Here is a 16,166-nt window from a genome sequence, read left to right as displayed (position 1 = left end):
GGCTTTTCACGACAATCGCTAACGCAAAAAATTATTCGTGTTATGGAAATTACCCTACAATTAAAACGATTAGGCAAAAAAAAGGTGAAAAAATTCCCGTTTACCTTAGCAGAAACGCCACAAAATTTAGAAGAGTTACTCATTGGTTGTGTAAAAAATCAGGTAGAAGCTTTTAATAAAAAACGCTTAGAAGTGAATGTTATCGGTTTTTTAAGTCCGTCAGAAATTCAAGATCAAGCCGCAAGCGGTAAAGTAGATTTTGGCGATCTGGCCAATAGAGATTTAGCCAACGAGCAAGAGTCAATAGATAATGTACTGGTAGCTTTTAAAGATGGTTTATTTCTGGTTTTTATAGATGATGAAGAAATTACCGATTTGCAAACACCGCTTCAGCTTACTTCAGAAAGTGTAATTGCGTTTATAAGAATGACATTTTTAGTAGGCTCGTATTGGTAAGCTTCAACTATTAAAAACCAAATAAAAAACTCGCCAATTACATTCATAATAACTTAAAAAAAATTCCTTTTGAACTATTTAAACGACTCTATAAATGCTACTGTTCAAGATTTAATGGTAGATGTTTTTGAAACTATAAGTGCTTCCAGTTCACCCGAACTTCAACCTAACGAATTACTGGCGACCCAGCCTATTTTCGAAAAAGTTTTTAAACTGGTAAACGAAACCGGTTTTTATGAGCTAGACGATCATTTAGATTTAGTGAAAGCTATTGCGATAGAAACTAAACACGAAAATCTAGAAGATGAATTGATGCATACTTGGATAACTATGGTGAATAATTTAAATACCGCAACCTCTCAAGAAGAATTTAATGCTCGATTTGCCTTATTTACTCCTATAATTCTTAAAAAAATGAATGCTTATAAAGTAGCTACAGACGCATAAATTCTTTCATTTTTTAAAAATAAGAACTTAAAATTACCAAAACCCACTATGGAATTCAAGCTAGATCATATAGAATCCTACTACAAGCATCTTCAAGAAACCAGTAACTATCCTCAGGATAGTATTTATGAACTTTTTATAATCGGTAAACTTTACAGAAATAAAAAAGTTGTTCAAGAAATTACAGAAGTTTTAGAAAAACACGCCAATAAAGCTCAGTTAAAAGCTTTTAAATCTCGCAATAAGCTTCCTGAAAAATTAGATAACACCACAAAAGTAATTAGCGCACTTGTGCATTTTGCGTCTATAGATCCTGACTTTCCTATTGGCAAACTATACCATAAACTAGGCTATACTCGACTTTTTTTAGAGGAAGCAAATGTTGAGAAAAAGATAAGTAAAGATCCTTCTATCATCTTACGGCTTCAAAACATAACTGGCTTATTTATTAGCGAAGTATTTGAAAATGGAATTCCAGAAGAATTTGGCGTATTAAACTCAATTCGTATCCTTGAAATTAATGGAGCACATACAGATTTGCCAGATTCTTTCAGCAACTTTAAAGAGCTAGAAGAACTAAAGCTAACGACTCCCAGCTTACGTGAGTTTCCCAACTATTTTACGCAGTTAAAGCATTTAAAAAAACTATCTATAGTTCAATCTAAAGCTGAAGAATCGGTTGCCTTAGATTTACCCAAAGACTTACAGCAACTTGGCAGTCTTGAAACTTTAAAATTAAAAGGATTAACCACCGCAAACATCGAACATTTAAAACTTCCGAAGCATTTAAAGGTGTTGGAATTAATAAAATTGAAAAATGTAGAAAACTTACCAGATCTTTCTTCTTTAAAAGAGCTAGAAGAAATAAAAGTTTTTGATTGTCCCAATCTTACTGAAATACCACAATATTTACCACAATTAAACACATTAAAAAAAGTACATTTTAATAGAGTACCCAAAATTAAAGAAGTGGAAGATGCTTGTGCATTTATGCCTAATATAGATGTTATCCAATTAGATGCATCGATTAAAATTGTAAGTACCGGCAAACCTTTAGAAGTTACAAAACTAACTTTGTATAGAGCAGATTTATTGACCTATATTCTAAACAATGCTAATAAATTTCCGAATTTAAAAGAGATAGAAATCTACAATATAGATAAATTACCAAACCTTTCTTCAGGCTTAGAACGTTTACCTGCGTTAGAGACAATTGCTTGTTTTGGGATGAATGATTGTGATATTTTATTTGATAACTTAGGATCATGCCCAAATTTAGCTACTCTAAAAATATGGAATTCTGATATCGAAAAGTTACCAGAAAATTTAAAAAACGTAGCACTACTCGACTCTTTAGAGATTCAACGATGTCCTAACTTAATTATTGAAAGTGATGTGCTTCCTCAAAAAATTAATAACCTCTATATTTTAACTATAGATGCGCTTATTCCAGGAAAAAAATTCATTAATACTGAGAAGGCTTTATTTCAATCCTTACGTATTACTAATTTGGAAGGCTTTTTTAGTAAGATTGTAGCCAGCACCTTAGATATATCTTTCCCTAAAGAAGCATCAGATTCTGAAATAGATTATTCTGCATATTTTCCAAAGCCAGAATACTTAAAAAAACTAAACGTTATTTGGTCTACAGCGCCAATAAAAGATGTTTTAAAACATTGCCCTAACCTCGAAAAACTGTTTATAGAAAATCAAAACGAAAGCGAAGTTGCGCTTAACCCTCATCCTGCTCCTCAATTAAAAGGATTCAAATTAGAGAATTATAAAGCGCAAAATATAAAAGAATTGCTTCAGCAGATGCCTAATTTACAAGCATTTTGTATGCATCATAACCGTACAATTCAAGAATTTTCTGCGGTACAGCTTTTTCAATTAGAAAAGCTTAATCTGTCGTATACAGATGTATCATCTTTGACAGCCTTAGATGCGCCTAACCTCAAAGATCTAGAATTATCGCTATGTTATTCTTTTGATGAGAAAGCTTACGCTCAACTTAATAAATTTACGGCCTTAGAGCGACTTCACTTGAAGGGAGTTGGGGATGATATTAAAACCATACCAGAGAGTTTAACCAAGCTCGATCTTATAGATTTTAATCCGCATCATAAAATAGAAAAACTTCCGGATTACGTTAAAGAGTTTTCAAATTTAGAAACGCTGTATTTAGATGGGATACATTTTGTTGATTTTCCAAAATGGATTGCCGATCTCAAACACCTAAACTATTTAGGAATTAACAACTGTACCTTTGAAAATACCATTCCGGATTATTTTCAAAAACTAAAATTAAAAGAAGTGAAATACTACTTTTCTAAATTTAGTGGCTATAATATATCAGAAAAGACTTTTCAGAATTTAATGACGCCTAACTATACTCAACTGAAAAAAAAGTTCAGTCATGAAAAACTCTCATTCTTATTTGGTGCCGACTACTATTAAGCTGAAGAAAGAACTGGCTGCTTTGGTTTGTAATATGGATAGCTGCTGGTCTAAGTTGCTCGTAGAAAAAGAGCTGGGGAATCATGCACCAAGTATTTGGCAGATAAAGCTGGCTGCGGAAGAGGTTGAAGTCAATAAAATGAACAAAACTTTTCAGTTTAAAAATGCCAAATTCTCGTTTGATGTAAATCTAGAAGAACCCCACGAAACTGGAATGAATTACATAACGACCCTTCTAGTTTCTGGAGAAGGTTCGTTTGTTTATGATAAGGAAATTGAAGAATTAAAAATTTTGGATTTGGTTCTCGATGAATGTTGAAAATCTTGCCGAATTTTTAAATGAAGTTTATTCTTTCTAAAGTTTAAAAAGCTCTTCTCGATCTATAGAAAAATATCTATATTCATTAAATATTGGGGAAGACGGTATCGAGGATAATGATGGATACATACGTTCTGGTACTGTTAATTTTAAAGTAACTTTCCCATCGTAAAGCGAATGAATTTCATCTTCATCGGTAATATAAATCGGTTTTTCTACCCAGGTTTCTACGTGTGCGTAATTTGGTTGAAGTAAAAGTTGGTTGTAATTTGAATCTTGAAGCGAAAAACTATAAATATGGGCTTCTTTTTTACCAAGAGCTATCCATAAGCTATCTCCTTTTTTTAATTGCAAACAGCGAACACTATCATTCTCTGTCTTAAATTTTTCAGAAGAGCTAAAAGTGCATTCGTCAAAACTTTTACCTGTCTTAACTTGTATGTTTTTAAAGCTGAGTTTTCTAAAATAAATTACGAGTTCGTCTTCATCTAAATCATCAGAATGAGATCCGTAAAGCTTTATTTCATCTTGATCTGCAGTTGTGGTTGCATAAACCGTATCGTTTTTCAACGTAAATGTTCCCTGAAAGTAATTTACCGCACCTTTTTCAGTAGCTGATTTTTTAACTACAAATTGCTTTCTTTTAGCATTTAATCCTAAAATTACAGAAAAATCAGGATCCTCGTTTTTAAAAAAACCGTGATATTTTCCTAATTGCTTTCGCTCTTTATTAAATTTCTAAAAGCGTTTTTTTGCCTTTTCATTTTGTCTTTCTAATGGACTCTTTTTTGATGCTATTAATTTTGAATGATTAATAGGTTGAGCCAATTTTTCTGCTACATCTTGAGATAAATTATATTCAGAACGCTTAAAAATATAAGGTTCAACAGTACTTTTATCATTAAATTTTGTAAAACTTAAATTTCCAGATGGTGTTAAAACAGCTTCTAACTCACCAGGATTTTTATTGTCTGGAATTGGATCTAGCGTTGCGATTAATGTATCTCCTTTAATAATCCATTTTCCTCTTAAATCAATATCTCTAGCGCCATATACTTGCTTCCAAGAAAACCGATTAGAATCTAAAATATGCATTTGTTCGGCAAATTCCATCTTACTATAGGTGTAGGAACCCACAAATTCTTTAGTTTGAGCATTGGTGAAGGCTCCATAAAAAAATAAAGAAAATAGTAGTATCGTTTTAATCTGTTTCAAAATCATTTTTTTATTTTTTTAGTTGGGGGTAATTGATAACGCCAAAGAACTCGATTCATGTCATAGAAAACGACCCTGTTTTCATTTACTTTAATTTTCTATTGAAACAAAATCAAATCACTAGATTTTATGGGTAAAATTTTTCCATTTTCCGTCATATATTTCCAACTATTATTTTCTTGAAAAGGTACCGGAAAGTGAAAATCCATTTCTAGTGTGCGACTATTAAAGGGTCCGTCAATCCCGATAATATATAGCGGTTTCAATATTTCTCTTCCATCAGCCGTTATAACGCCGTAATGATTATTCTTCATCGTAAAAAAACCATTTCCGTTTCCATCGGGATATACTTTATCAAAATGTGGCGGGACTACAACTTTTCCTTCAAAATTCGCAAAGCCTTGCAGCATATTTCCCGTAGCTTTGTCTCTTTTCTTCAAAAATAAATACCGCTTGTTTTCAAGACTAGGCAAGTATGTTGTAGGTCTGATATCGTATGCTACCGGAACAATCATTTTTCCGTCTTTGTCAGCATAACCAAATTTTAATTGATTGGTGCTGTCTTTTTGGATTACAATATAATTTCCGTTTCTGAATTGATATATTTCTGAATATCCTTCTTCTAACAAGCGCTTTTCTCGTTTAGAATCGTATAAATACCATTTTTCTTTTTTTCGTGCAGTTAATAAGGAAGTGCTGTCATTTACACTGACTTTTGAAAAAGGAAGTTTTTCTTTTTTATGATTTTTGACCGTATAGATATAATATAAACTGTCTTTTTCGTGCAGTAAAAATTTTGAAGTATCAATTTGTTTGATGTCGGCATAATTTATAGGAAGTAATTCTTTGCCCGTCTCATCAAAAAGACCCGATTGGGTTTGATAATTACCTGCCTCTTTTACCACTTTTATAAGCTTAGGTTTTTTTAAAACTTGTACAAATTTATATTTTATAGGTAAAATTAACTTGTCTTCATTTAAATCATAAAGTCCTTGGTCACCATAATTCTCTTCTCTTACAAGTATTTTTTGATACGGCAGAAATCTAAAATCTACATAATCATCAGCAATCATTGTATTGGTACTTAGATTGTAAAGTTTAGTCTTTCCGTCTTTCTCTAAGCTAATTAATCCTTTGCCGTTGGCTTTAGAAACATAAGGAGTACGCTGCCGGTCGCTCAAAAACTCAATATCATCATATTCTGGGTGAATAAGTTTTCCGGTTTTTGGAAAGTACAACCCATACTTTTCATTGGCTGTTAGTTTAAAAATGAATTCAGTTTTATTCTCGTCAGTTTTTATTTCAGCTATGATAATTTCATCATAATTAGGAGGTAATACTTGCTTATTTTCCTGATTAAGCACGCCAACTTTACCATTTTCTCTACTGATAAAGTAATGGTCTTGCACGCGCAATTGTCTCTTGTAAGTTGGTGGAATTATAACGTTGCCTAACGTATCTATAATTCCAAATTTTTCATCTTTTTTAATCGATAAATAAGGCCCCGATTGAAAGCTTGAATAAGAATTATAAATTGCTGAATATTGAAAGGGAACTACTTCTTTGCCGTTGCGGTTAATCACACCATAAAAGCGTTGATTATCTATGGTTTTTGCGGCTATTAAATGCCCGTTTTCAATCTGAAATCTATCATACTCGGGTGCTTTATATTCTTTTTGCTGCGGAATATTAATAATAACATTTTTACCGTCTTTTCTAAATGCGGCAACCCACTCGTCACTTCGTATATTGGAGTGTACGTATTCATAGTTAAATGGAACTAATACTTTGTTTTTTAAATTGATAACACCCCATTTTCCATCTTTTTCAGCATAAAAATAATCGGACTTTTTCTCGCAACCGCTACAATAATCAAAATGATCGTATTCAAAAGGAATAATTATTTTATGTTTTTCAGTATCATGAACACCCCATTTTTCATCTTTTTTTACATCAAAATAACGAGAAGACATGATTTGAATACTATCAAATTTTAAAGGAACTAATAACTTACCCCAAGAATCGGCATACGTTGTTTTTCCGTCTTTTTCTATTTTTACATAGCGATTATATACAAATTCAATTTTATCGTATTCTGGTTGCAAAACCCATTCAGCTAAATCATTCAGCATTCCATAGTTTCCGTTATCAAGCTGTACAATTCGCATTATTTTTTCTTCATTTTTATACGAATGTATCATTCCGCCATTAACAGGAACAACACTATCTAAAGGATGAAATTCTTGCAATAATTTTTGAAATGCAGTTTGCCCGTTTTTGAAGATAAAAAAACTGCTACTATCTTTTTCTACTCGTGCGATACCATAAGAAAAACGAGAACTCTTATCGAATTTTATAGTATCGGTCACGGTTTTAGAATCTTTTGATAAGCTTTTAGCAGTATCGCAAGCATTTAAAAACCATAAACTGTTTAATAATAAAATGCTATAAATATGGAATTGAGTTATTTTCATTTTTCTCTTCTTTCTATCATTAATACTGAAAACTTTAATCGAATAACTTAAGTAAAAAATTGATGCTTAAAGAATACTTATAAACTAGCTTTCTTTTCTTTTACAAGTGCGACAAACTGTTTTTTTATTCCTTTAAATTTATTTTCTAACGCATCGAATTGATTGAGCCAAACCTTATCGTTATATCTTTTAGCTAACCAACTTTTTAAATTTGGCTCATTCCATTTATGGAGAGCAGAACCTACTGCATTTAATAATAATGGAGAGGCGGTTTCAAAAATCGCTTGAAAACCGATATCAAAAGTTTTTTCTACTTGAACGGCTGAATAGTTAGATTGAGCAGAAAAATCTTCATAAGAATCTTCTCCAAATATTTTTTTAAATACTATCGCTTTTGTTTCAACTGAATAAACAGCGTCTTCAGCAGTAATTATATTGATTAAATACTCGAAAATAGATTCATAATAAGATTTATAAACTATTAGCATAGCAGCAGCTTCTAATGTTTTCTCGTAGGTGAATTTACTTTGATATTCATTTTCTTTAGAGGTGAATACCAAGTCGATAATCTTCAACCTTTCGTCGTCTGTAGCAATTACCTGAGTAGTCTCTTGATGAAATATTAATTTCTTTAAAACTGTATCTGAGATAAATAGATTTTTAAGAATTGTAAAAATAGATTCTGCAGAGAAAGAGGAAGGTTGAAACCAGTACGCGCAAAAAACTTTTAATTTATGGGAATCTTCTTTTAAGGAAGAAACGGCAACATCAAAAGCCGATTTATAACGCTCAGCAAGATTAGAAAGCTCAATTACAAAAGGCATAAATTGGTTACTATCAAGAAGATCTTCTATTTCAGCATCCTTATTTAAAAGCTTTTGCAATTCATTAGAGGCTTCGTTAGAAACATCAAGAGATTCAGTATTTTGGTTTTTTGATTTTAAAATTTCAATATATTCTTCAGACTGAAAGTCACCTTCAAAATAGTACTCACACGCTTTTAAATAGGCATCAGTTTCTAAATCTAAACACCTCAAATCATACAGCATGATTTGTATAAAAGATTTTTGCAGATCGGTTTTATTATAGTTGTGTACAGATAGTTCTTCTAAAAATTGATTTGCAAAATGCTCTTTATCGGTTGTATTTGGATTGCAGGCTGAGATATATGATAAGAAGGGCAACTCCCCTATTTCAGAGCGAACCTTATCTAACTCGTTCCATCTGTCAAATTTTTTCAAATTATTTTTTAACCAGCGTATTTTGAGAATTAAATTTTCTTCAAAATGAGGATACATGGAAAAACATAACCACCATTTTTTAAAATTATCACCGCTTGCATATCGGTACAATTGAGTGGTATATACCAAATACGAGCGTCTTTTTATAAAAAGGTCTTCTGAGGATTCTCCATTATTATTGGTGATAACATAATTAAAATTGGCATCGGTATGTTTAAAGAAATTAATTGCATCTTCAACATATGCTGCAAATGAATTTTCAATTTCGCTTTTCTCTACAATAGCGATCACTTCGTTCACTCTATCATCCATCGAAAAACCAAAATGCAACAACCAGTACATAGCTAACCATTGATCTTGCGCTAGCTCGTTTTTTTCTTCAGCATAGCAAGCATTAATGTTCTCAAAATCTCCAAAAAACCGTAATGGCGATGGTGTATCTCTATGTAACCAATTAATAAATAGATCTGTCATCCAAACATAACGCTTCATTAAAACAGCCGTACTCACCAATCTTTCTATAGGTTTTTGAGAATAATTTATTCCGTGAGAAGCTGGGTTTTTAACTTTAACGGGAGCAATAAGTCCGCTTTCAGCCACACCGTAAGTTCCGGTTAAACAGCGTTTATCCCATACCACAAAATCTCCGGTACCCGGATATATCATTTCATCGGTTATGATTTCATCATCTTCAGAAATACTATCTATTACTTCGCCACCCGCTAAATACGACAAGTTGTATTCCGTAAGGATTTGTAGCGATCTTATAAAACTATTAATCATTTCTTTATTCATACTATAAACTCAATTTCTTGATCTACAATAGCACTCATATGAGCATCAAAACCGCTGGCTTCACAAATAACGTCCGAGCTGTTTTCTAATGGCGTATTACTATCGTCTTGGTCAAAAACCATAATGCTTACTTCTCCGGTTTCCGGATTTAAGGTATTGTAATCGAAACAATGAAACCATTGTGCCTGAAGCCCTTCGTCACCAAAAGAGAACGTGATAATTTTATCTAATTTGCTTTTGGTTTCTTTAGAAAAGTCATCATCGGCATCTATTCCCCAATAAAGTAACTCAGTACTTAACCGATTATAATCTAAAAACAGTCTTCTATTAAAATCATTGGTTTTACCAAATTGAATTAAGCCGTGTTTTAGTACAAATTCTTTATAAGAGGGAGGAAACTTTATACCCAATTCTTGTTCTTTCGCGGCTAACTTTTCTTCTGAAACAGATTCTATTTGATATGGTTGATGTAAATCTGCCAACTCTTCTAAAAAGTCTTCATCAATATCTTCATTTTCCTTAACAATGGCTATTACTTTATTTAATCGTGTTATTGCTTGTTCTGCAGTTTCATTTTCTGGAGCTGTTTTTAATTTTTCTAATTCTGAAGATCTTCCTGCTTCTATCGATAAAAGTTTACCAGACTTATCGTAAAAATTATACTCTTTAGGAAATACCCCTACTACTCGTTCTGCTTTCCAAACGTTTTTAAAGGGATTTTCAGGAAAATGCTCATAGGTGTCTTCGGTAGAGGTATAATAGGTCGCTAATTCTTTTCGGTCTTTATTGAAAAAAATAGTTGATGCCAGCTCTCCATTAGGATGAAATCGTTTAGCGCTTAAAAGCTGCTTGCCATCATCACTAAAAAAAGCGTGACAAATTAAGTAGCCTTCATCGGGATCCCACCATTTCCATTCGCCTATTTCATCTCCGGTTCTATTTCTAGTTCCTAATTCCCATTCTTCATCTTCTTCATTCCACCTTGCTTCTTTGGGTACTCCAATTGGTTTTTTCATAATTATGCTATGCGTTTATTCATTTGTATTCTTAAACAAAAAAGAAGCTTTTCACGAAATCGTAAACTGTTTCCTATAGAAACAAAGAACTAATTTTTCACGAAAAAATTACTCCCTGTTTTCAGGGTTTATGAATTTTTTAAGAAGAATTATATTCTAGAAATTTACTGAGACGAACTTTAAATTTCACGGAATACTGGTACTAAAATCAATCTCAGATAAACCAACTTTGTTGTATTAAAAAATATAACTATGGATTTTAAAACAATGTTACAATTACCGGTTATAGAGACGAGTGAGGTTTTAAAAATACTTCAGGAAGTTGCAGACCACGAGCGTAAACAAGAGAACCCAAATATGCCCAAGATTAGCTTTAGCAATACAGATGGCACTATTTCTGGTTATTTTATAAACTACGATGCCGAGAAAGGAGTGGTTTTAATAGGAAATTGGTACGATAACGAGGCCGATTTACAATACGTAAGTTTCCATAGCATTTCGTGTATTATGTTACAAAACGTAAAAGATTACGTACACTTGCTATCTGATGGTAAAATACCGTTTACGCCAGATCCTAAAGACATTCCAACGCAACTCCAACTAAAAAAAGAGATCAAGACTGCCGTTTTAGCACTTCAAGAATCTTTAAGTAAAGAATTGACTGTTGCATATGAAGCTGGAGAAAACCCAAGTGATACTCAAAAATTCTACGCTAAGAAAGCCATTCAGTTATTGCAAGAAACGATAAGTACGCTTGCTGAAAATAACCTGGCAAAAGAAGCTTTTTCAGAAAGTATTGATGTGATTAATTTTAATTTTTCTGAAGAAAACACCGTATCACTTAGCGAACGTACAATAACTATTAGCTTCAATCTTGAAAAAGGCTGGAAAAGTGTTTTCAATAAAATTCAACTTCAAAACGAAATCGAAAAAAACTTATAAAATTTAAATATTATGGTACCTAATACTGTTATAGATCGCATAGAATTCATTTTGAACAAAGATGAAACCACACAAAACAAATATACCTTACAGCAATTTGATTATAGTATTTCTACTGCTTACGATTTAAATAATGAATCTGAAAAAAGAATAGATGTCTACGCTTCTGGTTGTAATAATAACGAGCCAGACCAAGTATTTTTAGAATGGATTGCCAACCACCCTAGCGATTGGTCTGGAGTTATAAAAATTTTCTTTAAAAATGAAGATACACCTAATATAACCCTCAATTTTGAAAAATCTATTGCACAAAGCTATAATCAATCGTTTACCGAGAATAATGGTTATCAACAAAACGGTTATTTTTCTGCAAATTTAAAAGGAGTTGTCATTAATAAAGTAACAGTGAATTAATGGCTTATTGAAGCATAAAAACGTCTTATGATTTTCATAAAGGCGTTTTTTTTGTTTCACAATTTAGTTCCTTTTTCAATTATTGAACTATCAAATAAAATGCAAAAAAAACGGAAAGCTTAATCAGCTTTCCGTTTTTTTATAAGGTACTAAAAGTAGTGATTATAAATTATTTTCTAAAAATTCACGAATCACCAAATCAGAGAAATAACCACTGTGGTGGCCACCCCAACAAGCGGTAAGCGAAAATACACCATCTGTTATTTTTAATTCTTTTTTATCTTCTGCGCCTTCATTAGCGATGCAATAAACCTCTACCGTATTAATGCTTTCTTGTACAGCTTCTTTGCCCATATCATCTGCACAAACTTCTTTAAAAGCATCGGTAAGACGTTGTAAACAAACGCTAGGTACAAACTTCATGAAATCTAGTTCAAACGTATCCCAGTTAATGTTTATAGGCAATTCTTTCCCTACAATCTCGTTGATTTCTTTTTGATAATCTGCTAAATACTGATCTTCAATTGCTTTTGCTGTTTTTTTTTCTTGTAATCCCATGGTGTTTTTTATTGAAATTTATACTTCAAAAGTATTGGCTATTACTGAAAAAAAACTGCCCTGTTTTAATGAAAATAAAAACTCACGGAATTCCGTGAGGCTCTTACTTTGCGTATTCTTTAAATTAGTTTATTCATATAAATAGCTCATGAAAAATATAGTATATATCGTAATTCTAATCCCCATTGTTATAGCTTGTTTTAGCTCGTGTGCCAGATTATTTGGGGGAATGAGTAAAGAAAAAGCCGCAAAAACGTTAACTCAATATCTTGGAAAACATACCGATCAAAAATTGGGTTTTAGCAACCTTAACCGGTTTTGGAATGAAGGCAATATGAATCCCAATATGTTTACTGTTGAAATTTTTGATGAACAAATTCCAGAGATTCGGTTCGGTTTACATTTTGACGCTAAAGTGATGAAAGAGCAAGATTCTTTATCACAGGGAAGTTTTCAGGAACTTTCTATTCAAGAACAATATGAAGAATTTGAAAAAGATTACCGTATTAAACAAAGCATGATTGTTCCTTTAAAAAAAGACGGAATACAATTAGATTTTAACTATTATAGCGCAACTCTTCAATTTGAAAACAAACCAAAACCTAAAACTCTTAAAGCGACCATTTCTACATTAATGAAAACAATGAACAGCAATAAAAGCCATTTATTGAGTTCTAACTATTTTAACTTTAACATACAAACGCCACAATATTCGTCTGCTGTTTTACAAGCTAATACAGCTTCAGAAACAGAAAAAGAAGATTGGAAGCTCAATTATTTTACTTTAAATTCTAAAGCTGAAGATTATAAAGTGATAGAACAAACTATTGAAGCAAAAACGACTCAGTATTTAAATCAACTAGACCATAAATACCAAATGCATACAGCAAGTAAGGTTTTTGTAAATACAGATACATTTGAAGATGCCGTCTGGATTCAATTTTTAAGTGATAAATCTGAAACTGATGATACCATCATTAAACGTTCAAGGGCACCCATAACAGCGGTTGTTTTTCAGTTTTTTGATCTTGAAACGCAAGCAATTATCCGTACCGAATTAAAACCTATTTCTAATGTAGACTCTTTTGATGCTTATTGGGAAAACATCAAAAACAAGCTTCCATTTCCTACCAGTTTTAAGATTTAAATCGAAACTAAAAAACCTGATTTTGAATCAGATTTTTTAGTTTATAGCTTATTTAGTCATCAAATAATCCAGATTCAATTGCAAATTTCACCGCTCCTGTGGTGGTTTTAGAACCTGTTTTTAGCAAAATATTTTTACGATGTGTTTCTACCGTATTTACCGAAATAAAAAGTTTTTCTGAAATTTCTTTTGAAGTAAGCTCTTCTCCTAAAAGCTTCAACACTTCTTTTTCTCTGGGAGAAAGTTCGATGTTTTTATATTTTTTACGTTCAAAAACACTTTCCATATAACGCTGTTTAATCACTTCTGAAAAGTATTGCTCGCCTTCTAACACGGTTCTCACCGCTTTTTGTAACTCTTCTTTACTGGTAAATTTGGGTACAAAACCATTGGCTCCTTTTTGGATCACTTTGTGTACGGTACGGTGATTATCGAGCATACTCAGCATAATAATTTTTACCTCAGCGTGCTTCTTTTTAATTTCTTTCAGCAACTCGATCCCATCCATCTTTGGCATACTAATATCACTGATAATCAAATCGATTTTAAACTGATTGAGCAAGCGTAAAACCTGTGTCCCTTCAGTGGCTAAATGTACTTCATCAATTTCAGGCATATCCTGTAAAATGGTATTGATGCCTTCTAAAAACATTAAATGATCGTCTGCTATTATGATGTTTATTTTTTTCAAAATATTTAATTTAGGGGGATGTCTATTGTTATTGAAGTGCCGTTTCCTGAGCCGCTGTCAATATCTAAAGTTCCTTGCATTTTATGCAGTCGCTCTTTGATATTGCGAAGTCCTATTCCTTGCTTTTTAGTTTTCTGAAAACCTTTACCGTTATCATTAATAACAATATTTAGGTGATCTTCGTGTTTGGTAAGCTGCACTTCTGCTTGGGTGGCTTCTGCGTGTTTTAAAATATTGTTTATCAATTCCTGCACAATTCGATACGCATCAGCCAGCAATTCTTCTGGTAGCGCATCTATTTCTTCTTCAGGAAAGAAAAAAGTCTGTATTTCTAATTCGGTTTTTTGAGTAATCTGTGCAACAAAATCATTAAGGAAACTGCTAAATCCTATTTTAGAAAACGGCAGCGGGTGCAACTGATGAGAAAGTCCACGTACATCAATGCACGCGTTGCTAATAGCTTCTAACAAACGTTTTGCCTGTGGTTTTTGTGCAGCTTCTTCGAGATAATGTTCAAAAGCTATTTTTATACCTGCCAAATCGCTGCCTATACCATCGTGAATCTCACGCGCCAATCTGGAGCGTTCTTCTTCCTGCCCTTCTTGATAGCGTTCTATAACAGATAGCTTATGTTCTTGCATCATCTGGTTAATGCGCTGTCTGGCATTTTCTTCCTGTTGAGAACTTAATTGCTTTTGAATACGCAGCCGCTGAATGTAAAAAAGGCGTAACAAAATTAACGTAATTAAAACCAAAACAAAACCAGCTATAAATGCATTTCTCACCACAAGCTGTCGCTTCACTCTTAAAGCTGCTTTTTGCAATTCGGCATCACTAAGCTTTTGCTCTTTTTCTAACAGTTTTATCTGCGCTTCTTTTAGCTGAGTTTCATAACGCTCTTGAAGTTTAGCTACATACTTCTCTTTATCAAGAGAGTTTTGTTGATCTTCTTTATTTATCGCTTTTTGATAAAATGCTAAGGCTTTTTGATAATCTTTTTGTTTTTTATATAACTGAGAAATATTGATATAGATTTCTGAATTGTATTGTAACAAAGCTTGCTGATTACCTATAGATAAGGCTTTTTCAAAATAAAAAATAGCTTTTTTAGTATTTCCTAATTTACTCTCGCAAAGTCCTAAATCATTATAAACAATAGCGATATCAGATTTAAATTGAAGCATTTCTAAAAGAGACAATGTTTTTTTTAAGGAGATAAGCGCCTCATTATACTTTTTTTCTTCTAGCAACATTTGTGAAATATTCATATTCACATAAGCAATTACTTTTTTGTTCCCTTCTCGTCTTCTATATTTTAGTACCGTTTGGTAGTGCTTTCGGGCTTCATCAAATTTACCTTGCTCTTTTAAAATATTAGCAAAATTAAATAAGGTAGTGAGTACGCCATCATCATCTTTCAATTCACGAAAAAGATCTGCTGCTCTATCTAAATTTTCAGCTGCCTTTTTATAATCTTCTTGAAGAATATACAAGTTGGCAATATTCTGATAAGCATTTGCTTGCTGTTGCTTGTTATTTTCTTTTTCAGCAAACTGCAAACATCTTAGGAAATTATCCATCGCTTTTGGATATTCTGCCATATTCTTATACCCTAACGCCAATAAATTATAGCTTGCCGCCAAACCAGTTTTACTATCTAAATCTTTTAAAATTTTAATGGTTTGTTGGGTATTGGTAACCGTACTCTTGTATTCGCCTAAGTTATTCCCTAAATTACCTAACGCGTAATACGCCTGAGCTTCTTGTAACTTATTATTTGATTTTTTAGCTTCTTTTAACCAAGCTAAAGCTGCTTTTTTTGCCTTTTGGGGCTGGCTGTTCAAGGCACTTCGATACACTCCAGAAAGTGAATCTATTAAAGCAGTTTTAGCATTCTGCTGGCTAAAAACAGGCATGCAACCTGCCAATAGCCAGAGAATACCTAAAATATACTTTTTTATTTCAGTCATGAATTAATTCGCTTTCACGAAAGT

Annotated in this window: 15 protein-coding genes; 7 read left to right on the top strand and 8 right to left on the bottom strand. The window is 32.4% G+C overall.

The genetic code is table 11. From position 1 onward, the window contains the following. Positions 1–42 precede the first annotated feature (42 nt). The 4 genes from KW502_RS02030 to KW502_RS02015 all read left to right on the top strand — a co-directional run bounded on the left by KW502_RS02030 (position 43) and on the right by KW502_RS02015 (position 3,679). Complete coding sequence (locus tag KW502_RS02030) at positions 43–456, top strand: hypothetical protein (protein WP_219038864.1); 414 nt, start codon at positions 43–45, stop codon at positions 454–456. A 69-nt stretch (positions 457–525) separates the two neighbouring features. Beyond that, positions 526–903, top strand: coding sequence for a hypothetical protein (locus KW502_RS02025; protein WP_255553963.1), 378 nt, complete (start codon positions 526–528; stop codon positions 901–903). Between the two features lie 48 nt (positions 904–951). After that, positions 952–3,360, top strand: a complete 2,409-nt coding sequence (locus KW502_RS02020; protein ID WP_219038863.1) for a leucine-rich repeat domain-containing protein — start codon at positions 952–954, stop codon at positions 3,358–3,360. Next, entirely contained in the window at positions 3,320–3,679 is a 360-nt protein-coding gene (locus tag KW502_RS02015; protein WP_219038862.1) for a hypothetical protein, read from the top strand. Before KW502_RS02020 ends, KW502_RS02015 begins: the two co-directional genes overlap by 41 nt. Positions 3,680–3,715: 36 nt before the next feature. Here the strand turns inward: KW502_RS02015 and KW502_RS02010 are convergent, their stop codons facing one another. The 5 genes from KW502_RS02010 to KW502_RS01990 form a co-directional block, all read right to left on the bottom strand. Then, a complete protein-coding gene (locus tag KW502_RS02010) occupies positions 3,716–4,249 on the bottom strand; it encodes a hypothetical protein (RefSeq protein WP_219038861.1) in 534 nt (177 codons plus the stop codon). A gap of 168 nt (positions 4,250–4,417) precedes the next feature. Then, on the bottom strand, positions 4,418–4,900 hold the full coding sequence (locus KW502_RS02005) for a hypothetical protein (protein ID WP_219038860.1): 483 nt from the start codon (positions 4,898–4,900) through the stop codon (positions 4,418–4,420). A gap of 92 nt (positions 4,901–4,992) precedes the next feature. Further along, on the bottom strand, positions 4,993–7,368 hold the full coding sequence (locus KW502_RS02000) for a WG repeat-containing protein (RefSeq protein WP_219038859.1): 2,376 nt from the start codon (positions 7,366–7,368) through the stop codon (positions 4,993–4,995). Positions 7,369–7,445: 77 nt separating this feature from the next. Then, a complete protein-coding gene (locus tag KW502_RS01995; protein ID WP_219038858.1) occupies positions 7,446–9,404 on the bottom strand; it encodes a hypothetical protein in 1,959 nt (652 codons plus the stop codon). Beyond that, positions 9,401–10,420 (bottom strand): SMI1/KNR4 family protein, encoded by a 1,020-nt coding sequence (locus tag KW502_RS01990; RefSeq protein WP_219038857.1) that lies wholly within the window; start codon positions 10,418–10,420, stop codon positions 9,401–9,403. Before KW502_RS01990 ends, KW502_RS01995 begins: the two co-directional genes overlap by 4 nt. A 252-nt stretch (positions 10,421–10,672) precedes the next feature. Between KW502_RS01990 and KW502_RS01985 the strand changes: the two genes are divergently transcribed. Continuing rightward, positions 10,673–11,362 carry a hypothetical protein gene (locus tag KW502_RS01985; protein ID WP_219038856.1) on the top strand — a complete coding sequence of 230 codons (690 nt, stop codon included), beginning with the start codon at positions 10,673–10,675 and terminating at the stop codon, positions 11,360–11,362. A 12-nt stretch (positions 11,363–11,374) separates the two neighbouring features. Next, complete coding sequence (gene tssD, locus KW502_RS01980; RefSeq protein WP_219038855.1) at positions 11,375–11,776, top strand: type VI secretion system tube protein TssD; 402 nt, start codon at positions 11,375–11,377, stop codon at positions 11,774–11,776. A gap of 162 nt (positions 11,777–11,938) precedes the next feature. Here the strand turns inward: tssD and KW502_RS01975 are convergent, their stop codons facing one another. Beyond that, positions 11,939–12,334, bottom strand: coding sequence for a hypothetical protein (locus KW502_RS01975; protein WP_219038854.1), 396 nt, complete (start codon positions 12,332–12,334; stop codon positions 11,939–11,941). Between the two features lie 148 nt (positions 12,335–12,482). Here KW502_RS01975 and KW502_RS01970 point away from each other — a divergent pair, with 148 nt between their 5' ends. Beyond that, positions 12,483–13,481, top strand: coding sequence for a hypothetical protein (locus KW502_RS01970; RefSeq protein WP_219038853.1), 999 nt, complete (start codon positions 12,483–12,485; stop codon positions 13,479–13,481). A 52-nt stretch (positions 13,482–13,533) separates the two neighbouring features. On the opposite strand, the gene KW502_RS01965 is transcribed toward KW502_RS01970, so the two are convergent. Both KW502_RS01965 and KW502_RS01960 read right to left on the bottom strand, forming a co-directional pair. Next, positions 13,534–14,172, bottom strand: coding sequence for a response regulator transcription factor (locus KW502_RS01965; protein ID WP_219038852.1), 639 nt, complete (start codon positions 14,170–14,172; stop codon positions 13,534–13,536). A 5-nt stretch (positions 14,173–14,177) separates the two neighbouring features. After that, entirely contained in the window at positions 14,178–16,142 is a 1,965-nt protein-coding gene (locus tag KW502_RS01960) for a tetratricopeptide repeat-containing sensor histidine kinase (protein ID WP_255553953.1), read from the bottom strand. Between the last annotated feature and the right edge of the window lie 24 nt (positions 16,143–16,166).

Origin of the sequence: Mesonia aestuariivivens (assembly GCF_019311235.1) — a bacterium.
Lineage (GTDB): Bacteria > Bacteroidota > Bacteroidia > Flavobacteriales > Flavobacteriaceae > Mesonia > Mesonia aestuariivivens.
The sequence above is the reverse complement of the archived record's forward strand: the minus strand, read 5'-3'. Positions and strand labels throughout refer to the sequence as shown.